The organism is Nocardia sp. bgisy134 (assembly GCF_965341865.1).
Taxonomy (GTDB): Bacteria; Actinomycetota; Actinomycetes; order Mycobacteriales; family Mycobacteriaceae; genus Nocardia.
The window spans coordinates 70,394-92,168 of sequence record NZ_CBDQZP010000018.1 but is presented as its reverse complement, the minus strand read 5'-3'; the positions used below and the strand labels follow the sequence as shown (position 1 = coordinate 92,168).

Here is a 21,775-nt window from a genome sequence, read left to right as displayed (position 1 = left end):
CGGACGCGCGTCGGGTACTGCCCGTCGTACCGCCATCGTCGCTCCATTGCCGAAGGGGTGGGTGAGGGGGAACCGTGGCGAAACCTTCGGGGCATTCGTAGTCGGCGGCGCGATCCATGTCAACGAACGTGGCTGTTCGTCATGCGCGTCCCCTGGGCGAACCGACCGGGTGGTCCTACCGATAGCATGACGCCGATGACGTTCGGCGCGGCAGGAGGTCAGCAGATGGGCTCGCAAGCCCGCATCCCGGCCGTCGAGCCGGCGGTGCTCCTGGTGATCTCGTTGGGCGGCGGGCTGGGCGCCGTACTGCGCTACGCGGTCGGACTATGGTGGCCGCCGCAGCCGGGCCAGGTGCCGTGGGCTACCTTCGCCGTGAATGTCATCGGTTGTTTCGCGATCGGAATTCTGATGGTTCTGATCACCGAGGTCTGGGTAGCCCACAGACTGCTGCGCCCCTTCGTCGGCGTCGGGTTGCTGGGCGGTTTCACGACCTTTTCGACCTATAGTCTCGAGATTCGTAGACTGCTCGAATCGGGCGCCACGACCGAGGCGCTCGGCTATCTCGGGGGGACGCTGGCGGCGACGCTCGGCGCGGTCTGGCTCGGCATGGGGGTGGCGCGGCTCGCGGCAGGCACGGCAGGACCGCGACAGCGCGGCGGACGACGGTGAACGGCGCATCGCCAGCGGGCGGTGCGGTGGACGACTGGTACGTACTACGGAAGGGGGTCATGCGATGAGTGGTTCACCTGCGAACGCGGGGCAGTGGCGGCAGGCCGCGCGGTTGACGGTGCTGCTCGACGAGGACGACAAGTGGCGGCACGGCCCCCTGTTCCACGAGATCGTGCGCCGCGCGCGCGACGCGGGCCTGGCGGGCGCCAGCGTGTGGCGCGGCGTGGAGGGCTACGGCGCGTCCTCGCGCATCCACACCAGCCGCATCCTCGACTTGGCCGAACACCTTCCCGTGCAAGTGATGATCGTCGACGAGCCGGAGCGCCTGCGGTCGTTCGTCGAGCAGAACGCCGAATTGCTCGGCGGCGTGACCGTCTCGCTGTCGCCGGTGGAGACCTGGCAGTCCGCCCTCGGGGTGGCCCGATGACCACGGTCCTCGTCGTGATCGGCGGCATGGTCGGCGCGCCGCTGCGCTATCTGATCGACCGCGCCGTTGCCGCCCGTTTCGAATCCCTGCTGCCTTTGGGAACTTTGACGGTTAACATTGTCGGTTCGGCGGTGCTGGGCGGTTTGTACGGCGCGAGCGCGGACAGCTGGCTCCTCTCTTTGGCGGGAACCGGCTTCTGCGGCGCGTTGACGACGTTCAGCACATTCGGATACGAGACCATCCGACTGGTCGCGGACGGCGCCTACACCTACGCGGTGGGCAATGTCGTGATCAGCGTGGCGGCCAGCCTGGCCGCGGTGTACGCCGCCGCGTCCGCGACCCAGTGGTTGTGGGCATGATCTTGATGACGAGCCGGGCGCAGCCGACCTGGAAGGGAGACCCGAGCATGGCCCATGATCGAGCCGGGCGACCCGCGCGGGCGACCGACCTGGAGGACATCGCCCACCTGGTGACCGCCTACTACAGCCACATCCCCGACCCGTCGGATCCGGCCCAGCAGGTGGAGTTCGGCACCTCGGGACATCGCGGGTCCAGCCTGGACTGCGCGTTCAACGAGGCGCACATCCTCGCGATCACCCAGGCGATCGTCGAATACCGCGCCACCAGGGGCATCACGGGTCCGGTGTATCTGGCCAGGGACACGCACGCGCTGTCCGAGCCCGCGTGGACCACCGCACTGGAGGTGCTCGCCGCCAACGACGTCACCGCGGTGATCGACGCCCGCGACCGCTACACCCCGACCCCGGCGCTGAGCCACGCGGTGTTGCGGCACAACACCAACGGCACCAAGCACCAGGCCGACGGCATCGTGGTCACGCCCTCGCACAATCCCCCGCGCGACGGCGGCTTCAAATACAACCCGCCGCACGGCGGCCCGGCCGACACCGTCGCTACCGACGCCATCGCCGCGCGGGCGAACGAGCTGTTGCGTACCGGGCTGTCCGAGGTCAAGCGCACCACCCTGCAGCACGCGCTGGCCACCAGCGTCCAGCGCTACGACTACCTCGACCACTACATCGCCGACCTGCCGAACGTGTTGAACCTGGACGCGATTCGCGGCGCGGGCATCCGCCTCGGCGCCGACCCGATGGGCGGCGCCAGCGTCGACTACTGGGAGGAGATCGGCCAGCGCTACGACCTGGAACTCGAGGTCGTCAACCCGTTCGTCGACCCGACCTGGCGATTCATGACGCTGGACAGCGACGGCAAGATCCGGATGGACCCGTCCTCGCGCTACGCCATGGCGGCGCTGGTGGCGATCAAGGACGACTACGACATCTCCACCGGCAACGACGCCGACGCCGACCGGCACGGCATCGTCACCCCCGACGGCGGGCTGATGAACCCCAACCACTTCCTCGCCGTCGCGATCGAATACCTGGTGGCGAACCGTATCGGCTGGGACGCGCTCACCAAGATCGGCAAGACGGTGGTCACCTCGTCCATGATCGACCGGGTGGTCGGCGTACTCGGCCGCGACGTGCACGAGGTGCCGGTCGGGTTCAAGTGGTTCGTGCCCGGATTGTTCAGCGGCAGCCTCGCTTTCGGCGGCGAGGAGAGCGCGGGCGCCTCGTTCCTGCGGATGGACGGCACGGTGTGGACCACCGACAAGGACGGCATCCTGCTCGCGCTGCTCGCCGCCGAGATCGCCGCGTGCACCGGCCAGACGCCGTCCGCGCGCTACGTCGAGCTCGAGCGCCGCTACGGCAGCCCCGCCTACGCCCGCATCGACGCCGCGGCCACCCCGGAACAGAAAGCACGGCTGGCGAGGTTGACACCGGATGTGATCACCACCAAGGAGATCGCGGGCGAGCCGATTACCGCCGTGCTCACCCGCGCGAGGGGCAACGGCGCACCGCTGGGCGGGCTCAAAGTCACCACGGAGAACGCCTGGTTCGCGGCGCGTCCGTCCGGCACCGAGGACAAGTACAAGATCTACGCGGAGTCGTTCCACGGCAGTGAGCACCTGGCCCAGGTGCAGGCGGCCGCGGAGGAGATGGTGGGCAAGGCGCTGACGGGTGAGCTGTAGAGCCAGGGCGCTGGCGAGCACGAGAGCCGGAGGCCTGCCCAGCGAGATCTGGGTGCTGATCGGAGCCGCGTTCGTCATCGCCATCGGATTCGGGTTGGTGGCTCCGGTGCTGCCGCAGTTCGCGCGCAGCTTCGGCGTCGGAGTGGCGGCCGCGTCCGCGATCGTCAGCGCGTTCGCGTTGATGCGGCTGTTGTTCGCGCCGGTCAGCGGTCGGCTGGTGCAGCGGCTGGGGGAGCGCTGGGTGTACCTGTCCGGCCTGGTGATCGTCGCGGTGTCCACCGGAGCGAGCGCGCTGGCCCAGAGTTATTGGCAACTCCTGGTTTTGCGCTCGGTGGGCGGCATCGGCTCGACGATGTTCACCGTGTCGTCGCTGGCGCTGGTGATCCGCATCTCGCCGCCCGAACAGCGCGGGCGGGTGTCGGGCCTGTGGTCGACGAGCTTCCTGATCGGCTCGGTGAGCGGGCCGCTGGTGGGCGGCGCCCTGGCCGGGCTCGGGTTGCGCGCGCCGTTCCTCATCTACGCCGCGGCGCTGCTCGCGGTGAGCGTCGCGGTCTACCTGAGCCTGCGCGATTCGCATCTGGCCGCGCCCGAGGTCAGCGGCGAATTGCGCGTCATGACCTTCCGTCAGGCGCTGACCCGCCCTGCCTACCGCGCGGTGCTGTGGTCCAACTTCGCCAACGGCGCCGCGATATTCGGTGTCCGCATGGCGCTCGTGCCGCTGCTCGTGGTGGAGGTGCTGCGGCAGCCCACCGGCATGGCGGGCGTCGCGCTCACCGCGTTCGCCGCGGGCAATGTCGCTGTGCTGTTCCTCTCCGGCCGGTTGTCGGACCGGTGGGGGCGCAAGCCGTTCCTCGTCATCGGCTCGCTGGTGTGCGCGCTCGGCACCGCGGGGCTCGGCTACGCCCCCGACCTCGGCTGGCTCCTGGCGACCTCCGTCGTCGCCGGGCTCGGCTCGGGAATGCTGACGCCGACTCAGCAGGCCGCGCTCGCCGACATCATCGGGCCCAAGGCGCGCGGCGGCCCGGTGCTCGCGGGGTTCCAGATGGCCGCCGACCTCGGCACCGTCGTCGGCCCGATCGCCGTCGGCGCGCTCGCCCAGCACACCTCCTACGGACTGGCCCTCGCCGTGACCGGCACGCTGCTGGCCATCGCGGCCGCCGCGTGGGCGGTCGTCCCCGAGCCGCTGCAACGGCACACCGCCGAGCAGGTCACCGCCGTGCCGTGCGACGACGCGGAGTATCAACTCGCCCATCGCGTCGCCGACGAGTGCGAGGAACCGCGCGACCTGACCCACGACGAACGGCACGCCTCGCCCACCGGTTCCCGTCGCTAGCCGGGACGCGCAGTCGTTGTTCTGAGCTATGGCGCGAGCAGCGCCGATGTGCGCGACTCGCCCCGCCCGGCGCACATCGGTCGCGGGGGTTGCGGCAGAGTGTTGACGTGAGTCAATCGCGTTCGAACTACACCCCGCGCCCGATGTCCAGCGCGACCAGTTACGCCCTCGGCGGCGTCGCGCTCGCTCTGATCGTGCTGATCGTGTTCCTGGCGTTCCGCTGGAGCCGGGACGAACCGGACGTGCGCAACGACGGCTACGGTCCCGTGCGCGACCCCGGAGTGCACGCGGTGCTGCAACCCGATGGCATCGTCGTCCTCGGCAAGCCGGGTGTGCCCACGGCGATCGACGTCTACGAGGACCCGCTGTGCCCGGCCTGTGGCGCACTCGAGCGCGTCTACGGCCAAGAACTGGCCCAGCAGCTGGACGAGGGCAAGCTCACGGTGCGGTACCACTACGTGAACTTCCTCGACCCGAAGTCGAGCAGCAAGGACTACTCGACGCGCGCGGTCGCCGCCACCGAATGCGTCGCCGAGGCGGGCAACGGTCCGGTGTACTCGAAGTTCCACGAGCTGCTGTTCGTGTCGAAGCAGCCGAAGGAAGGCGGCGACGACCTGAGCAACGAGCAGCTGCCCGGGCTGGCGCGGGAAGCGGGGGCGCCCGACCAGGTCGTGCAGTGCGTGGCGACCGGGGCGAAGGTCGAGAGCGCCAAGGCGCACGCGAAGGCGGCCATGGACGACCTGAACGCGCGGTTGGACGGCCGCGCCGCGACGCCGTCGGTGTTCGAGGGGCAGAACAAGATCGACGTGAACAACGAGGAGTGGGTGGTCGAGCTGACCCGCTGACCGCCCGGCTCCCCCTCCGAGCCGGGCGCGCGTGGCTCAGACCTGGTGTGCCGTGACGTCGTCCGGGATGTCGTCCTCTGGCGCGATGCGGCTGAGCTGGCGGTGCAGCGGTATGTGCCCGTCGAGCGGGTAGAGCAGGTCCTCGCCGGTCGGGCGATCGGCGGTGAACGGGCTCGGCTCGTCCGGGACGCTTCCCGGGCGGTCGGCTACCGTGGCCGTTCCCGGCACGCTCGAAAAGGCTTGGACGCCAGCGGCTTCTATTGCCAGCAGTGCGATATCGGTATGCGGGAACAGGTACCGCGCACCCTCTCGGAGGGTGGTGTGCACGTCACCGTTCGGCGCGGTCCACTGCATCCGATCGCGATCGGCGCGCCACACCCGCCATCCCTGTTTCCTCTTGTCCGCCAACGATTTCAGTCGGCGATGCCGCGAACAGAGCACGGCGAGTCCACTGCCACTGCGCTCCACCTCGGCTTCCGCGGCCGGGATCGTGCACCCGGGAAACCGGCACATCCCGTCCATCGCCCGTATCTCGCGACCGACGCGTTGCCGCGCCGCTTCTTCCGTCGCGCCCGCATCGGCGTCCGAATGTTCGGGAACCGCCTGGAACCGCGCGTGCTCGGCCAGCAACCGGGCAAGCGCCGCGTCGATCGGCCCGTAGCCTGCCAGGAACGCGGGCGCCTCCCGCATGTCCAGCAGCGTCTCCGCGGCGATCCCGATCTGGATCAGCGGTCGTCGCGGCGGCTGCGCGGGCGCACCGGGCTTCGGACACCGTTCGCCACGGCCGCATTGGCAGCGCAGCCGCCCCGACCCGTCCGCGAGCGCGACCAGCGCATCGGCCCGCCGCTGCGGCATCGTCCTCGGATCCGCGGCGCACACCTGCAAGCTCATCTCCCGCAACCGCATCGCCACCGTCTGTGCGCCGGGTGCGGGCAGGAGTCCGTCGAACACCGCCATGCTGTCTTGTACGGCGCGAATTCGCACGTCACGGTCGTCCTGCCGCCGCTCACGGCGCCGCTGCGCACCGGCGGGATCCAGCCGAATCGCCCACCGCCGCGCCGCCTGCCGCAAACGCGCGGGATTCGTGCGCGCCGCCGCCTCCAGCAGGCGCGGCTCCAGCGCGTCGACGACCTCTTTCGTCAGCGCCCGCGTGCTGTCGACGATTACCCGCACCTTCGCCAGGTCGATCCGCCCCGCCGCGAACGCCACCCTGGTCCGCGGCAGCGACTCCTCCAGCACGAGCCCTATATCGATCAGCGCCCCCGCCGTTCCCTCGTCCACGTACAGCGCCACCGCCGCCTCGGCCGCCGCGAACTCCCCGGCCCGCACCCCGCCCGGCCCGGGTTCCGCGCTCGCGGCCCGGTGTCGCCGATACAGCTCGCGCACCGCGAACACCTCCGCCGCCTGCGCCGCGGCCGCAGCCCCGTGCGCCGCCCTGAGCGCCTCGATCAACCCCTCGTCACTCATGGTCCCGAACTCCACCGCAGAGAGCTGATTGTGTTCGAACATGTGTTCGATTCTACGGGTTGAGTTCACCCACCCGCCACCCCTTTGCCCAGGCGATTTGGTTGCTGACGTGCCGGTGGTGTAACTTTCATCAGGCACGAGGGAAACCGAGTGCGACCCACCAAGGGGCTATGGCGCAGCTGGTAGCGCACCACACTGGCAGTGTGGGGGTCAGGGGTTCGAGTCCCCTTAGCTCCACAGAAATAGCAGGTCAGGCCCGGTCTCAGACCGGACCTGACCTGTTTTTTTGTGTCTGACCCCGCGCTTACCCCCCGTTTTGGGTCCTGGATTCTGTTTGGCCGGTGCGATGGGGGCGGTCGTGTACCTGCTGTGGTTACCGTCGTCGCAGGTTCGTGCCTCCGGCAGGGCACATCGAACATGGGAACGGGGATGACCTGCGGTTTTCGGGTAGGCGGTTGATGATCGAAGCTGAATACCCGCTGTAGGCAGGCAGTGCCGTTGTCTTTGCCGGGCAGTATGCCTGTGACTGGGATGAAGCCCAGCGCTTCGTTCAAGGCTTTGTTGGTCATGAAGTCGGCACAGTGTTTCCGCAGGGTGCCAACGTTGCCCAGCGCTTCCCATGATTTCCTTGTTGCCGCAGGTAGATGGCCATTCTGTAGTCCCGAAGCTATTCGTTCGTTGCCCCGAGTTCCCATCGATTCCCGTCTGCAAATCGTAGAGAAATCGTAGAACCGCACGCTCCAGGCGGGCCGGTAGAACAGGATTTCCCCGTCCGCGCTGTTGGGCGAGGCACCCAAGAAGACGCCTCGGAGACTTCAAAGCACGCTACGTTTAACGACGAGCCTGCCCAAAGCTGGTGCAGCTCTTCGAACCTGCCGCTGAGGGTGGCATCGCTAATCGAACAAACTCGCTGCACTAGCACCTTCTGCCTCTGGTGCCGCCCAGAACGACCCGGGGAACCGGGATGGGTAGGAACCCGCGACAACGCAGCGGCGCCCCCGCCGCTGGGCGCACAGCGCGGCAGGCACCCCGCAGCGCTACGGGGCGGCGGACACCCACCGATGGCTTGGCAGCTACACCACCGGAATAGACCTCGCCCGAATGACCAGGCACCCTGATGATCTTAGAAAGCTGTACCTGGCGCGCGTGGAACGGCTCGTTGGTTGTGCCAGTGAATATTGGCGTCGTATGTCAACGTGGCCGGAGACGGGTACGATCCACTCTCGCCGCTCGTCCTGGTTCTGGGCGCTCGTCGGCATCGAGCGCTGCAGTCTCGCACTGGAGTGTCGATGTCGACAATCTCGCGACCCGTGCTTTTCCTTGCGGTCAAGGTGCGGGCCCATTCGAGGGATTCTTCGCCGTGCAAGTATCCGCCGTCATCGGTAGGTCCCAAATCAATAGCTTCCTGATGCTGGTCCAGAGCGGTGAGGGTTGGGTGTAGGCGAGGACAGCGCCTGGCGGACCGGTATCAGGCCGCGGCGGGCGGCGCGGACCGCGGCGTCCACTGGTCGTGGGCGGACTCCCGGGCATGTTCCTCGTCGCTGTGCTCGATGCGCCTCATCGCCGAACGCAGCAGCGGCGGAGCCATCAGCGAGGTGACGATGGCGACGAGCACAATGATCGTGTACGCCTCTGTTCCGATGACACCGAGCCGGAACCCCACCATCGCGACCACGACTTCGACGACGCCGCGGGCATTCATCCCCGCACCCAACGCCAGCCCTTCTGCGGTGGTGAGGCTCGACAACCTGGCGCCGAGAAAGGCACCGGCGAACTTGCCGACGATCGCCACCGCCAGTACTGCGAGCGCGCCAACTGCTACCTCAGGTCGTGCCAACAGTGTCAAGTCCATGCGGAGGCCCGCCGTCGCCAGGAACAGCGGTGCCAGAACCCACATCACGACAGAGCGGAGGGGCGCCAAGCGGGTCGGCTCCGCCGCACCGGACTGCGCAACGAGGATGCCCGCGGCGAACGCGCCGAGCACCGCCTCAAGTTGGAGTGCGTGGGTCAGCGCCGCGCCGCCCAGCACGACCGCCGTCGCCAGTGCAATCGAAGGCCCGGCATCCTCGGACCGATTGGCCAGACGGAACGCGAAACGGACGAGTGGACGGCCGAGTGTCGTCGCGGCGAGGAGGAACAGCACCAGGTTCAGGGCGGGCAGACCGACCCCGAGAAGGGTCAGGCCATCGGCTGCCATGGCGGCCACCACCGACAGCAGTAACCAGCCCACTGCGTCGTCGATCATGCCGGCCGCCAACGTCAGTTGGCTGACATCGCGATGGAGCAGCTTCATGTCGCTGAGCGTTTTCGCGATCACCGGGATGGCGCTGACGCACATCGCGACGCCGAGGAAGAGCGCGAAGGTGATCCGGTCGGCGGAGTCCGGGCGGGTCGGAGCCGGAAGGTAGTACCCCAGCGCTATGCCCATCGTCAGGGGAATCAGCAGGCCGGCGAGGCTGACCGACAGCGCAGAACGGCGTCGTCGTCGGACCATGGCGAGGTCGAGGTGGGCGCCGGTGATGCCGACGAGCAGCAGGACGCCGATCTGTGCCACCGCGTCGAGCAGGTGCGCTTGTTCCCTGTCGACAGGAAACAGCCACGATTGCAGGTCGGGGGCAAGGTGGCCGAGCAAGGAGGGACCCAGGACAACACCGACCAGAAGTTCGCCGACGATGGCAGGCATGCCGAACCGGGCCGCTAGTCGACCGAGGCACAGGGCCGTCACCAGCAGCAAACCCACCTGAATCAGGAAGACCAACAGTTGGTGTGAGGCAAGGGTGGGAACGGGAACGAACACGGTTGGCCAATCGTCGTCTGCTCACGGACGTGCGGAAGCACGTGACGGCATGTCATCGTCCGCACCCCTCTTAGCTGACCGAGTCCGGTGTCGATGTGGACCATGTCTGCTGCTGGAGCCGGACTCTGTCGTGGTGGTGTGCGGTTCGGTGGAAGGCCGCCACCGGCAACGGCCGCGGCCTTCCCTCGAAACGTGCGGATGTCAGCTGGAAGCGGCGGTCGGCTCGGTCCACCCGAGCCCGTCTGCGGTCGGTACGAGACCGTCGGAGAGGAGCGGCGGTTCCAGAACCTCGCCACGCCCGGCCATGATCGCCTGGATCGCGTTCATTTCTTCCATTACTTCACGCACCACCGGGGCTCCGAACAGGTGAGCCATTCTCTGCCCCGAGTCGGTATCCATATCGCCGGTCTTCGCGGCCGCGTCGGCGATGTCTTTCGACGAGCGGGCGAATCGTTCCGCTGCTTGTGCACCGTCGACGAGCACGCCTTCGCGAGAGTATCCGCCGGCGACGAGGGAGACGAAGGCTTCGAACGAGGACTCGGAGAGGTTGCTGACCCTCCTGGCCTGCCAGAAATACGAATCCTCTGCCTGTTGCATGTTGTAGAACGACGACAGGAACTCGTAGAACACGGCGTACTCCCGCCGATATCGTCCCTCGAACTCGGCGAAGGCTCTCTCCGCACTCGCTGTCCCGTCGAACACGCTGTTGATCGAACGCGCCGCGAGCACGGCCGAGTAGGTGGCCAGGTGAACGCCGGTGGAGAACACCGGGTCGATGAAACATGCAGCGTCGCCGACCAGCACGATGCCGGGCGCGTGGAAGCGCGTGTTGGCGTACGAATAGTCTTTGCGGGTGCGGATCTCGCCGTAGATGCTGTCATCGTCGACGCGTTTGGCCGAGGTCAACATGTTGCGTACGTAGCTGGTCTTGTCGATGAAGCCGTGGAGGGCCTTCTCCTGGTCGCCCTGAAGCTTGGCTGCGTGCTCGCGGCTGATCACCGCACCGACACTGGTGAGATCATCGGTGAGCGGGATGTACCACATCCAGCCCTCGTCGAACGCCTCGCAGAGGATGTTTCCGCTGTTGGGCGAGGGTAGCCGGTCGCCTCCATTGAAGTATCCGAAGAGCGCGATGTTCTGAAAATGTTCGGAGTACTTCCGTTCGCCTCCGGTGGTCTGCCACAGGCGGCTGCGGTTCCCGGAGGCATCGACCACATACGTGGCTGATACCGCGTGCTGCGTGCCGTCCTTGTCGCGGTAGGTAACGCCACGCACGACGCCACCGTCGTCGAGAACGCCGGTTGTTTCGCATTCTTCGCGCACGTCCACACCGTGCCGGGCGGCGTTCTTGAGTAGGATCTCATCGAACTTCGCACGCTCGACCTGGTAGGCGTTCGAGGTCGGGCCGGAGAACTCCGGAGAAATGGAGAACAGGAAATTCCATGGCACCGGATTGGTGCCCCATCGGAAGCTTCCTCCACGTTTGTTCATGAAGCCGGCTTCGGCGATCTCCTGCTCCACGCCGAGGAGTTTGCATACACCGTGCACGGTAGCCGGTAGCAAGGACTCGCCGATTTGATAGCGGGGGAATCTCTCTTTCTCCAGCAGGATTACTCGTCTCCCGCGACGTGCCAGCAGAGTGGCCGCTGTCGAGCCGCCGGGGCCCCCGCCCACTACGACGACGTCGACCTGTTCTTCGTGTGTTGCCATTGCCGTGTACCCCTCCATCTGGAACTAATCGGTTGTCCATGGTCCGACGATCGCGGCGATCCACGCGCCGAGCGTCGGTGTCCCCGCGAGCGTCACGAAGTCCGCGTTCTCGGATCCTTCCGCCCGCCATTTCTCGACCAGCTGCATCAAGCGGATCGAATCAAGGCCGGCGTCCACGAGGTTCGTGTCGTCGGATATTTCTTCGGGCGGGACACCGAGCGCGGATGCGACATCCGCGGTCACTTGTTCACGGGAAATAACTGCAGGCATGAGGACCCCCTGTTCTTGGTAATGGTTGACATTTGTGGTGGATGAGTTTCCTTTAGCCGCGCAACGCATTTCGAAGCGCGGCCCTGCTGTCTTTACCGACGCTCGTCTTGGGGAAGTCGGTGACTATTCGCACTTCATCAGGCAGTTTCCAATCGGCCAACCCGGTCTGCCGTGCGAAGGCTCGCAGCTCCCGAAGGGAGGGTTCGTCTGGCCCGGCTGGCACGATAAAGACGCAGGTGCGCTCGCCGAGTGTGTCGTCTGGCAGGCCTACGGCGATGGCATCGCCAACAGCTGGGTGCTGGAGCAGTTGACGTTCGAGTTCGGCAGGGGAGACCTTCTCGCCCCCGCGGTTGATGACGTCGCTCGTGCGACCGTGGACGGTGAGGTCCCCCGCCGGGCTGACGCTAACGATGTCGCCGGTGCGGTACCAGCCGTCGGTTGTGAAGGACCGACGATTGGCTTCGGGATTTCGGAAGTAGCCACGGATCGTGTACGGGCCTCTGGTCATGAGGTGGCCGGGGGTCCCCGGATCGACGGGTACGTCCAGGTCGTCTACGACGCGCACCTCATCGAGGGGAGACATCGGTCTGCCTTGGGTGTTGAGCACGATGTCGTCCGGTCCGTCCAGCGCGGTGTAGCAGACGAGTCCCTCCGCCATCCCGAATACCTGCTGAATTTGCACTCCGAGCACGCTGCGGATTCGGGTGGCGAGCTCGGTGGAGCATCGCGCGCCGCCGACCTGGACTACGGTGAGGGCACCCTCCACCTGCCCGGTCTGTTCGGCGGTATCGGCCCACAGCCGCGCCAGTGGCGGTACCAGCGCCGTCATGGTCGCCGCGGTGCGGCTCGCGAACGACAGCGCGCCACTGGGCGATGGATCGGCCGTCAGCGCGACGGTGCCGCCTGCCCACAGGGTCCCCAGGATGCCGGGCGAGCTCAATGTGAAGTTGTGCGCTGCAGGCAGCACGGCCAGATAGACACTCAAGGGCCCGAGCTGGCAGACTTCGGCGCTGCGCCGGACGCTGTAGAGGTAGTCGTCATGGGTGCGTGGGATCAGTTTGGGAGTTCCGGTGCTGCCACCGGACAGCATGAGCAGGGCCACGGCATCGGCAGTCGGTTCATGGTGGCAGGGCCTCGGTGCCCGGCGCAGGTCGGACAGGTCGGTCTGCGCTGCAGCGTGGGCGCCGGCCGAGCCTACAGTGATCACGTGTCGGACCGTCGGCACCTCACGACGGATTCTGTGGGCGAGGGCTTGCGAGGCATACCCGGCGGTGTCGTGGGCAACGATGATGGCGACCGCGCCACTTGCGTCGGAGAGCGCGGCGAGTTCGGTGTGCCGGTGTGCCGGGAGCGCCATGACCGGTACGACGCCGAGCCGGAAGAGCGCGAACAGGACTTCGACGAACTCGACCGTGTTGGGAAGTTGGAACACGACACGGTCGCCGGCCCGCAGTCCGAGCGCGTCCAGGCCAGCCGCCAGCGAGGACGCGGCGGCGTCGAGTGCGCCGTAGGTGATGTCACGAACCGGGTCGCGCGCAGCGAGTCGATCTGGGTGTTCGGCGGCGCGCATGCTCAACATCCGCCCGAATGTGAGGCCTGCCCAGCAGCCGGTCGCACGGTAGTGCTCGGCTGTTTCCTCGGGCCACGGGACGTGGTCGGTCGCCGCTTCGTTGGTCATGATTTCCCCCATGAATTACCGCCGATCGAAGTGTGAGGCGAGACCGTCTCGACACTGGGGCAGCGTTGATTATTGTTTTTGATCGGTGAACAAATTATCTACTGCGACAACAGATTTAGAATCCTGCTCACGGGCTGCCCGGCACATGCCGGGCCGTGGGCGTCGGTACGGCGGCGCCTCAGATCCCGATTCGGCCTCCTCCTGTCTTCCAGATCGAGGCGACCGAAGGGCGCGGCTGGGCGTTTCCGCCGTCAGTCCAATGCGACCGCGGAACCTCCACGGTCGCCTCATCGAACTCGCCCGGATGCTGCACGCATACGATGACGCGTTGTTCGGTCACGATGGGCCCGCAGGTCTCGGCGCCGGGAGGCACCGTCAAGAACTGTCTGGTCTCCCCACGATTCGGTCCCTCCAACACCACGGAGAACAAGCCGTCATTGGACTCGAGAGCGTTACCGTCGGTGGCGATCCACAGGTTGCCGTACGGGTCTAACGCCAAGTTGTCCGGACATGAGATCGGGCTGACCCGGGACTTGTCAAACCCGCCGTAGTAGGTGTCAGCGGCCGCTGGATCGCCGCAGACCAAAAGCAACGACCAGGTGAACTGCGTGCCGGTGTGCTGGTCGTCGATTTCGAGGACCTGGCCGATCTTGTTCCGCGTGCGCGGATTGGCCGCGTCCACACCGGGTTTGCCGTCGGCGCCGCGGGCGGGGTTGTTGGTCAGCGCGACATAGATCCTGCCGGTGTGCGGGTGGGGTTCGATGTCCTCGGGGCGGTCCATCTTGGTGGCACCGACCTTGTCCGCGGCCACGCGAGTGAACACCGCCACTTCGGCTGCCGACATGCCCTCGACGAACGACCTGCCCGTACCGTCGGGGAAAGATTCCAATAGGGGAATCCACCGGCCCGTACCGGTGAAGCCGCGCTCGGACGGTGCGACGCCGGTGCCGTGCACTGTGCCGTGCTTGTCACCGGAAAGCTCGGCGACATAGAGGGTGCCTTCATCGAGGATGGTTATGTTCTTGCGACGACTCGCTGCGGTGCCCCCGGCTTCGATTCTGCGTGCGGAGACGAATTTGTAGATGTAGTCGAACATCTGGTCGTCGCCAGTGTAAGCAACGACATCACATACCGCTGTGACGTAGACATTGGCGCCCTCGTGTTTGATGCGACCCATGGCCGAGTGCTTGACGGGCGTCGAGGTGGAATCCCAGGGGTCGATCTCGACGACATAGCCAAATCGATTGGCCTCGTTGGGTTCCTGTGCCAGGTCGAATCGTTCTGCTGTGCGTCCCCAGCCGTAGGAGGTGGTGGCACCGCGCGGGAAGCCGTAGCGGTTGGCGCGGCTTCTGCTGGTGGGATCGCTGAGCTTGTCGCTGTTCGCGAAGTACCCGTTGACGTTTTCTCCGCCGGAAAGCACTGTGCCCCAAAGGGTTAATCCTACCGGGCAGTTGGCGAAGGTTCCCAGTATCGCGGTGCCGGTCGGGTCGGCGGAGGTTGTGGTGTACTCGCTGGCCGCAGCGGGCCCGATCAATGCGAACTCGGTATCGGCGGTGATTCGGCGGTTGTACTTGCCGAACACCGGAGTAAATCGTCCGGAGTCGGCCTCGCCGGCCACTTCGACAATGGACAGTCCGTGTGCGGCCTTGGTGATGGCAATCTGCTCATCGGTGATGGCGTGGGTGTCGTAGCCGCGGAACATGTTCGGGCCGGTGGTGTACTCGTGGTTGACCACGAGCAGGTAGGAATGCGGCTGTCCCTCGATCGGCAACAGGGCAGCGAAATCGCAGTTGTAGCCGAACTGGCGGGCCTGCGCGGCTGCGCTCTGGTTCTCGAAGTCGAATGCTGGCGCGTCGTCGAAAAGAGCGTCACCCCAACGAATGACGACCGCCAGCTCATAGCCTGCGGGGATGATGATCGCGTCCTCGGAGTTGGGTGCCACCGGTGGGAAGCGGGTGCCTGTTCCGTCGCCGACCGGGCGCGTCGCCGGCTCACTCGCACCGTCGCCGCACGCGGCGACCGTCATCCCTGCCCCGACGGCGAGCAATGCCGCGCCGGCTCGGAGGAATCCGCGGCGGTTCGGCGAGCGCACCATGTCACCGGAGTAGGCGTTGGTGGTGGTGTTCGGCGGCGCATGGAAGCACGCGTTGCCGCACCGGTATTCGCATGTCAAGGCCTGACGCGAGCCCTGGCCGGGATGGCGCACGAACAGCGGGAGCCCGTGTGTGGCCGAGTCGAAGGGAGCGCTCACTGGGCGCCCTCCTCGGCCTTGCCCCGGACCGGCTGGCTACGTCCGGCCGACCACGCGCTCCACAGCTGGGCGTATTCACCGTGCGCGGCGATCAGCTGGTCGTGGGTGCCTCGCTCGATGATCCGACCGTGTCGCATGAGGATCACCTCGTCGGCGCGGGCGGCCTGGTCGAGGCGATGGGCGACCACGATTGCGGTGCGGCCACGGGTAATCCGCAACGCGGCGGACTCCAGCTCCGCAGCGCCGGACGAGCCGGCTTCCGCGGTCGCCTCGTCGAGTACGACGACGGCGGGGTCGACCAGTGCCACACGCGCCAAGGCCACCTGCTGGGCCTGGACCGGGGTGAGTGCGGTGCCTTGTGCCCCGACCGTGGTGTCCAGGCCCGCTTCGAGTTCGGCGACCCACTCCGCGGCACCGGCCGTGCGCAGCGCCGTGTCGAGCTCTGCGTCGGTGGCTCCAGGTCGGGCCAGCATCAGGTCTTCGCGCAGGGTGCCGGAGAAGACATGTACGTCCTGGGTGACCATGCAGATCAGCCGCGCTCGTACCGCAGGGTCGAGATCTGCGATGTCGGTACCGCCCAAGCGGACATCGCCCGATGCGGGCGGACGCAGACCGGCAAGGACAGCGGCAAGCGTCGACTTCCCGGCACCGGACACGCCCACGACCGCCAGTGTCTGCCCGGCCGCGACGTCGACGCTCACCTCGGCGAGCACCGCACGATCCCCGTAGGAGAAACCGATATTCGTGGCGCGAAGACGGCCGTGTGCCGGGCCGGGTTCGGATTGCCGATGGTGCTCCGGTGCGCCCGATACCGGCACCTGGGTGGTCTCGATGATCACCCCGATCATCCGGCGCAGCGACGCCGACGCCGACGAGATCGGGTCCACGACCAGCAGGAGCTGTCCGATCGGACCGAATAACCGAAGGAAATACAGTGTCGCCGCAGTAACGGTCCCGACCGACACCGCACCGTCACGCACGAGGTGAAACCCGATCACGAGCAGTAACGTCATCCCGAGCCACTCGGCGAAGTTGACCCGCCCGAACAGCCGGTTGTTGAGGATCCTGATCGTGATGGACAGCCGGACCACAGCCCATGAGTGGTCGCCGATGCGAGCCCTCCGGTCGGGCTGTAGCGCGAACGCACGTACGGACGACAATCCGCGCAACGAGGCCAGCAACTCGGCTGCCCGCCGGCCCCGGCGACGGCGTTCCTCGAGATACTGCGCAGGCGCCGAGCGACGATATCTGTGTAGCGCGAAGGCGTAGACCGGCAGTAGTGCCACCCCGACCAGGAGGAATCGCCAATCCAGCGCGGCCATGCCGACGAGGGTGACGGCCACGGCGAATCCGGCGCCGGTGACCGCAGGAAGCACCTCGGACACGGTCTGGGTCAGCATTGTGACGTCATCGGTGGTCCTGGCGATGAGATCACCGGCCCCGACCCGTTCCAGCCGGGCCAGTGGCAGATGCATGCCGCTATCGATGACACGTTCGCGTAACCGCGCGATGACACGGTCCACCGCACCCGCCATCAGAATGAATCCGAACGACGTGAGCAGTGCAGAAGCGGCAGTGGCCGCGACCATGAGTCCGCCCGCCCACCAGACCGCGGTGGTACTGGTCCATACGATGAGCCGATCACCGTTGCTGACCAGATCGACGATCGCGCCCATGAGGCGCGGCGTTGCCAGGGCAGCCGTCGCACCACCGATCAACAGAATCACCGCGAGGACGATCCGCGGCAGATATGGGCGGGCTGCGTCGAGGACGCTAGCGCGGACCTCGCGCCCGGAAGCGACAGTCAGCTGTAGTTGCGAGGTCTCGGCCGTAGTGGCGGTCGCCTGCGATACATGAATGGTTTCGGTGACGACCGTACTCACGAGCCCACCCTCTCGGCCGCAGCATGCCATGCAGGAGAACCGGTGAACACGAGTGTGGTGCGGCCCGCGCGAAGCTTAGCCACACGGGCGACGACGACAGCTTCGGTGACCGAGTCCACGGCTGTGGTGGGGTTGTCGAGGACCAGGACATCGGGATCTGCGTACAAGGCGCGAGCCAGTGCGACACGCTGACGTTGTCCGCCGGACAGCGCAGTTCCGGCGTCACCGACCTGGGTGTTGAGCCCATCGTCTGCAACAAGGTCATCGAGCCCTGCGGCGAGCAGCGCAGCCTCGGCGCTGACTCCCCGCTCGGATCGGGCGCCCAATTCGACGTTCTCGAGGACGGTCCCTTCGAACAGATCGCCGACGTGCGGGGCCACGAGAACGGACTGTCGCAGCTGCTCGGGTGCCAGGTCGCGCACGTCCGTGTCGCCGATCCTCGCGATCCCGTGGGCACAAGCAACACTCAACGCCAGCGCCGACGTCGCGGTAACGGCTTGACTCGAGGGCCGATCCAGCACGGTCAGTGTCCCCGGCCGCACTTCGATATCGGCGTCGCCAAGCCGCAGCACCAGCGGGCCCGGAACGTACGGGCGGTCACCTTGACCTTCGAGGAGGGTGGGTGCCTGCAGCACCGAGAGGACACGAGATGCTGATGCCTTGCCGGAAGCCCACATGACGCTCGCGAGTTTGGCGATGGACTTCATCGGCTCGGTGATCAACTGGGCGAGGCCGACAACGGTGATCAACTCGCCGATGTCGATACTGCCGTGCACCGCTTGCAGGCCTGCGAAGACGGCGATCCCGGCGACGAAGGCGCCCGCGAGAGCAGTCAACGTACCCGACAGTGTCGCGGTGGCGCTGTTGGCGTGCAGGGTCGCCTCGAGTGCCCGGTCCGAGCGGGCCCGGTATCGGTCAACGGCCGTGTCCTCGGCGCCCAGGCCCTTGATCACACGTACCCCGTGCATCAGGTCTGCTGCAGTGCCGGCCGCGAGCGCGGCCGCGCGCTGCTGGCGTCCGACCCGCGCCGAGAGCGGACCTCCGATCCGGTCGGAAAGAATGACCACCGCGAATGCCCCGGTCAGGGTTCCCATGCCCAGTGGCGGGGAGATCGTGAGCAACACCGAGGCGGCGAAAAAGATCCCCACCAGGTTGCCGATGGGGTAGATCAGCACCCCTTTCGTTCTGGCCACTGCGTGTGTGTCGCCTGAGGAGATCGCGAGAAGTTCCCCTGGGAGTCGGCGTTTGCCGCCCAGCCCGTTCGGATCCAGTGCGCGGTCGCAGATCCGCATGCGTAGGCCATGGTCGACGAAGTTCATCGCGATCCAACCGAGCCGGGAGGCGTAGCGGAAACTGAACGACAGGCCGGCGAAGACGGCGGCGAGGACGGCGATCCATTTCATCAACGCACCGCTGTCGCCGGTGGTGACACCGTGGTCGATAGCGATACCGACCACCACCGGTACCAGCATCACCCCGACCTGATGTGTCGCGGACAAGGTAACAGCGGGGAGCATGTACTGCGGGTGTGCGACCATCGTTCGCCAGAGCAGCTGCTGCGGAGTGGTCGACGCATCGACACGGGGGAGGTCGATGACGGAGTTCTCTCGGCTTCGGTTCTGTTCGTTCATGTCAGCCGACGTAGGCCCCGGTATCGCCGCGACGGGTCGCTGTGTCCGAATCGGCGGTCAGCTGGTCGAGCAGCACGGCCGTGGACAGGACGGCACCGCAGCGGCGCGCGGTGTAGTTCAGTGCCATCAGGTGTTCGTCGCGCGTGAAATCGGCTGTGGCGTCGAGGACCATGAACGGGCGAATGTCGCTCATGAACGCTTCAGCAGTGCTGAGCATGCAGCCCATGTGGGCGTAGACGCCGGTGACCACGAGCTGGTCGCGGTTGTAGAAGGCGAGCAGATCCCGGAGGTCGGTGCGTTGGAAGGCGGAGTAACGCCACTTGGTCACCTGAATGTCTCTGGTGGAGGGAGCCAGTTCGGGGACCACTTCGGTGTCGAGTCCGAGGGTCATGCCAGTGCCCCAGAAGTCAGCGAGGATGCCACGGCGAGAGGGGTGCTGGTTGCCGGGTTGCATCGTGTAGATGACGGGAATGCTCAGCTCTCGGCAGCGCTGTAGGAGTGCGGCGAGGTTGACCAGCACGGTCCGCATCGGATCCGCGGTGCTGTCGTAGGCCGAGATGAAGTAGCGCTGCATGTCATGGATAAGCAGCGCACAGCGGGCGGGGTCGATCCTCCAGGGGACTTGGTTGGCGACTACCTCCTTGGCGGTAGGCAGCGTGTACGGGGCGATCGGGGGAATTGGCATGGTGTGCCTTCCGGATGAGGGTGAGTTCGATGGCGTCGGCGGGCACGTAGGGCTCAATCAAGTGACAGCCACGGGAGCATCGGCGATCCCGAGGGGCCTGAGCACGCGCGCGAATTTGGCTGTGGTTTCTGCCAATTCGGCATGCGGATCGGATTCGGCGACGATTCCGCCGCCGGCGTAGGCCACCAGTTCTCGACGGTCGGAGGACAGTTCGGTGCAGCGGATGCTGACCATCCATTCACCGTTTCCGTCGCTGTCGCACCACCCCACAGCACCTGCGTAGAACCCGCGGTTGCCCTCCAGCGCGGCGATGAGACGGGCGGCCTGTGTCGTCGGAGTTCCACAGACAGCGGGGGTAGGATGCAACGCCGCAGCCAGCTCCAACGCCGAAGGGCCGGTGCCCGCGACCATCGCCGTGATCGCCGTGCCGAGATGCCACATATTCGGTGTGGCGGTCAGGCTCGGGCCGGAAACATCGACGTTGCCACAGACCTTTCGCAGCAGATCCCCGACCTGGTCGACCACGTACCGGTGCTCCTGCAGGTCTTTGGCGGAGCCGAGGAGAGCCTCCGCGGCGACTCGGTCAGCATCGGGATCGGTTCCGCGGCTGGCTGAACCGGCGAGAGGGTGACTGACCACCGCAGGACCGTCTCGATTGATCAGCATTTCGGGGCTGGCGCCGACCAGGTGTTTGCCGTGGTAGAGGCCACCCGCCGCAGACAGGTCAACGAGGAACCCATTGCCCGCCGGATCGGTGGATACCAACTGATCCAGAACCTCGACGGCTTCGACCGGTTGTTCTGCGCGGGCACGGATTGCCCTGGCCAACACCACCTTTCGCAGCGAATCAATCTCGTCGCGCAGCAGCCCTACAGCTGTTGCGACTCGTCGGAGATGTTCGTCCGGGGTCGGGACGGCATCGTCGAACTCGAAGCGTGGCAATGTCGTCGATGTTGCTGGTCGGTATCTCTCGCCAGTGACAGACACTCGATCGGGCGCCCACAGCGCGGCCGGTTCGTCGGGCGCGAACGGCAGTGCGCCGACGATCATGTCGACCTGTCCGTTGCGTAGGTGCGCTGCGGCGTCGGCTGCGGAGGTGAACCGCTGTCCTCGGCCGTGCGCGATCACTGTTCGGTGCGGCCGAGCCAGGACGAAGGTAGGCCGTACACGGCCAGCGCGATTGTCGGAAATGTCGATCATCCTCTCGCATCACATATCGAGGGTTGCCCCGCCGTCGACCCGCAGATCGTGCATGGTGATGTGGCGGGCGTCGTCGGAGACCAAGAAACGGACAGCCGCGGCGATATCAGCAGGAACAGCTATGCGCCGCAGGGGAATTCCAAGTCGATAGGAGTCGGGATCGCCGTCGATCAGGGCCGCGAGCGCACTGTCGGGGAGCCGCGGTTCCCCGACATGTGAGCTCTCGGTCCCGCGTGTGGTGTAGAGGCCGCGGAGCATCGCGGTGTCGGTGGAGCCAGGCGAGACGAGGTTGACGCGAACGCCGTACGGGGCGACCTGCAGCGCCAGGGCACGGGTGAAAGCTGTCGCGGCGGCCTTCGATGCGGAATATGCAGCCATGCCGACACGGGGAGTGGTGGCGGCGTTGGAGGAGACGACAACGATCGAGCCGTGTCCTGCCGCGACCATGTCCCGGGCCGCGCGCTGGGCAACGTTCATAGTGCCGGTGGCGTTGACCGCGAGGCTGCGGGTCCAGTCCTCGGCGGAGGTGTCCAATGCCGCACCAGGCAGCATGATTCCAGCGGCGTGGACAACCACGTCTGCGAGTCCGAATTCGACGCTCAATCGGTCGAACGACTCCGAGACCGCCGCACCATCGGTGACGTCCACCTCGCCCGAGACGATGGAAGTGGTTGTGGTACCGCCGAGTTCGCGGGCTACGCGATGCACGTCGGCGGATCGATCCCACAGTGCCACCGCCCGTGCGTCAGGCGCAAGTGCAGACGCAATGGCCGCTCCGATCCCGGCGGCAGCGCCAGTGATGACAACGACCGGCTTGCCGACGCTGGTCATAGGTCATTGCCTGACGTGACGACGGGCACGGCTGCCGCGTTGGTCGCT

At 66.7% G+C, this 21,775-nt stretch carries 17 protein-coding genes and 1 tRNA gene; 7 read left to right on the top strand and 11 right to left on the bottom strand.

Going from position 1 to position 21,775, the window contains the following annotated elements; all coding sequences use genetic code 11:
- Window positions 1–195: 195 nt before the first annotated feature.
- The 6 genes from crcB (ACRWNM_RS27765) (at window position 196) to ACRWNM_RS27740 (ending at window position 5,324) form a co-directional block, all read left to right on the top strand.
- Window positions 196–669: a fluoride efflux transporter CrcB gene (gene crcB, locus ACRWNM_RS27765; RefSeq protein ID WP_431971050.1), complete on the top strand. Its 474-nt coding sequence runs from the start codon at window positions 196–198 to the stop codon at window positions 667–669.
- A gap of 64 nt (window positions 670–733) precedes the next feature.
- Window positions 734–1,096, top strand: coding sequence for a DUF190 domain-containing protein (locus ACRWNM_RS27760; protein WP_431971049.1), 363 nt, complete (start codon window positions 734–736; stop codon window positions 1,094–1,096).
- Window positions 1,093–1,455 carry a fluoride efflux transporter CrcB gene (gene crcB, locus ACRWNM_RS27755; protein WP_431971048.1) on the top strand — a complete coding sequence of 121 codons (363 nt, stop codon included), beginning with the start codon at window positions 1,093–1,095 and terminating at the stop codon, window positions 1,453–1,455. The genes ACRWNM_RS27760 and crcB (ACRWNM_RS27755) overlap by 4 nt, the downstream gene beginning before the upstream one ends.
- Before the next feature lie 47 nt (window positions 1,456–1,502).
- On the top strand, window positions 1,503–3,146 hold the full coding sequence (gene pgm / locus ACRWNM_RS27750; RefSeq protein ID WP_431971137.1) for a phosphoglucomutase (alpha-D-glucose-1,6-bisphosphate-dependent): 1,644 nt from the start codon (window positions 1,503–1,505) through the stop codon (window positions 3,144–3,146).
- The gene (locus ACRWNM_RS27745; protein WP_431971047.1) at window positions 3,136–4,479 is read left to right on the top strand and encodes an MFS transporter; all 1,344 of its coding nucleotides are present in this window, start codon (window positions 3,136–3,138) and stop codon (window positions 4,477–4,479) included. Before pgm ends, ACRWNM_RS27745 begins: the two co-directional genes overlap by 11 nt.
- Window positions 4,480–4,586: 107 nt before the next feature.
- Complete coding sequence (locus ACRWNM_RS27740) at window positions 4,587–5,324, top strand: DsbA family protein (protein ID WP_431971046.1); 738 nt, start codon at window positions 4,587–4,589, stop codon at window positions 5,322–5,324.
- Between the two features lie 36 nt (window positions 5,325–5,360).
- On the opposite strand, the gene ACRWNM_RS27735 is transcribed toward ACRWNM_RS27740, so the two are convergent.
- Window positions 5,361–6,833, bottom strand: coding sequence for a DUF222 domain-containing protein (locus tag ACRWNM_RS27735; protein WP_431971045.1), 1,473 nt, complete (start codon window positions 6,831–6,833; stop codon window positions 5,361–5,363).
- Window positions 6,834–6,955: 122 nt separating this feature from the next.
- Between ACRWNM_RS27735 and ACRWNM_RS27730 the strand changes: the two genes are divergently transcribed.
- Window positions 6,956–7,028, top strand: a tRNA-Ala gene (locus ACRWNM_RS27730).
- A gap of 1,231 nt (window positions 7,029–8,259) precedes the next feature.
- Here ACRWNM_RS27730 and ACRWNM_RS27725 read toward each other — a convergent pair.
- The 10 genes from ACRWNM_RS27725 to ACRWNM_RS27680 form a co-directional block, all read right to left on the bottom strand.
- The gene (locus ACRWNM_RS27725; protein WP_431971044.1) at window positions 8,260–9,588 is read right to left on the bottom strand and encodes a cation:proton antiporter; all 1,329 of its coding nucleotides are present in this window, start codon (window positions 9,586–9,588) and stop codon (window positions 8,260–8,262) included.
- A gap of 201 nt (window positions 9,589–9,789) precedes the next feature.
- A complete protein-coding gene (locus ACRWNM_RS27720) occupies window positions 9,790–11,298 on the bottom strand; it encodes a tryptophan 7-halogenase (protein ID WP_431971043.1) in 1,509 nt (502 codons plus the stop codon).
- 24 nt (window positions 11,299–11,322) lie between these two features.
- Window positions 11,323–11,541, bottom strand: a complete 219-nt coding sequence (locus ACRWNM_RS27715; RefSeq protein WP_431971042.1) for a phosphopantetheine-binding protein — start codon at window positions 11,539–11,541, stop codon at window positions 11,323–11,325.
- A gap of 79 nt (window positions 11,542–11,620) precedes the next feature.
- On the bottom strand, window positions 11,621–13,246 hold the full coding sequence (locus ACRWNM_RS27710; RefSeq protein WP_431971041.1) for a (2,3-dihydroxybenzoyl)adenylate synthase: 1,626 nt from the start codon (window positions 13,244–13,246) through the stop codon (window positions 11,621–11,623).
- 178 nt (window positions 13,247–13,424) lie between these two features.
- Window positions 13,425–15,497: a PhoX family protein gene (locus ACRWNM_RS27705; protein ID WP_431971040.1), complete on the bottom strand. Its 2,073-nt coding sequence runs from the start codon at window positions 15,495–15,497 to the stop codon at window positions 13,425–13,427.
- Window positions 15,494–17,380 carry an ABC transporter ATP-binding protein gene (locus tag ACRWNM_RS27700; protein WP_431971039.1) on the bottom strand — a complete coding sequence of 629 codons (1,887 nt, stop codon included), beginning with the start codon at window positions 17,378–17,380 and terminating at the stop codon, window positions 15,494–15,496. Before ACRWNM_RS27700 ends, ACRWNM_RS27705 begins: the two co-directional genes overlap by 4 nt.
- Window positions 17,377–18,897: an ABC transporter transmembrane domain-containing protein gene (locus ACRWNM_RS27695; RefSeq protein ID WP_431971136.1), complete on the bottom strand. Its 1,521-nt coding sequence runs from the start codon at window positions 18,895–18,897 to the stop codon at window positions 17,377–17,379. The genes ACRWNM_RS27700 and ACRWNM_RS27695 overlap by 4 nt, the downstream gene beginning before the upstream one ends.
- Window positions 18,898–19,012: 115 nt before the next feature.
- Complete coding sequence (locus ACRWNM_RS27690; protein ID WP_431971038.1) at window positions 19,013–19,696, bottom strand: isochorismatase family protein; 684 nt, start codon at window positions 19,694–19,696, stop codon at window positions 19,013–19,015.
- 57 nt (window positions 19,697–19,753) lie between these two features.
- Entirely contained in the window at window positions 19,754–20,746 is a 993-nt protein-coding gene (locus ACRWNM_RS27685; RefSeq protein WP_431971037.1) for an isochorismate synthase, read from the bottom strand.
- 159 nt (window positions 20,747–20,905) lie between these two features.
- Window positions 20,906–21,727, bottom strand: a complete 822-nt coding sequence (locus ACRWNM_RS27680) for an SDR family oxidoreductase (RefSeq protein ID WP_431971036.1) — start codon at window positions 21,725–21,727, stop codon at window positions 20,906–20,908.
- Between the last annotated feature and the right edge of the window lie 48 nt (window positions 21,728–21,775).

Excerpts from the sequence above, each read along its gene's own strand:
- ACRWNM_RS27735 (WP_431971045.1), bottom strand. The coding sequence starts at position 6,833 with ATGTTCGAACACAATCAGCTCTCTGCGGTGGAGTTCGGGACCATGAGT.
- ACRWNM_RS27695 (WP_431971136.1), bottom strand. The coding sequence starts at position 18,897 with ATGCTCCCCGCTGTTACCTTGTCCGCGACACATCAGGTCGGGGTGATG.
- ACRWNM_RS27760 (WP_431971049.1), top strand. The coding sequence starts at position 734 with ATGAGTGGTTCACCTGCGAACGCGGGGCAGTGGCGGCAGGCCGCGCGG.
- pgm (WP_431971137.1), top strand. The coding sequence starts at position 1,503 with ATGGCCCATGATCGAGCCGGGCGACCCGCGCGGGCGACCGACCTGGAG.
- crcB (WP_431971050.1), top strand. The coding sequence starts at position 196 with ATGACGTTCGGCGCGGCAGGAGGTCAGCAGATGGGCTCGCAAGCCCGC.
- crcB (WP_431971048.1), top strand. The coding sequence starts at position 1,093 with ATGACCACGGTCCTCGTCGTGATCGGCGGCATGGTCGGCGCGCCGCTG.
- ACRWNM_RS27720 (WP_431971043.1), bottom strand. The coding sequence starts at position 11,298 with ATGGCAACACACGAAGAACAGGTCGACGTCGTCGTAGTGGGCGGGGGC.
- ACRWNM_RS27680 (WP_431971036.1), bottom strand. The coding sequence starts at position 21,727 with ATGACCAGCGTCGGCAAGCCGGTCGTTGTCATCACTGGCGCTGCCGCC.
- ACRWNM_RS27685 (WP_431971037.1), bottom strand. The coding sequence starts at position 20,746 with ATGATCGTCGGCGCACTGCCGTTCGCGCCCGACGAACCGGCCGCGCTG.
- ACRWNM_RS27710 (WP_431971041.1), bottom strand. The coding sequence starts at position 13,246 with ATGACCAACGAAGCGGCGACCGACCACGTCCCGTGGCCCGAGGAAACA.
- ACRWNM_RS27690 (WP_431971038.1), bottom strand. The coding sequence starts at position 19,696 with ATGCCAATTCCCCCGATCGCCCCGTACACGCTGCCTACCGCCAAGGAG.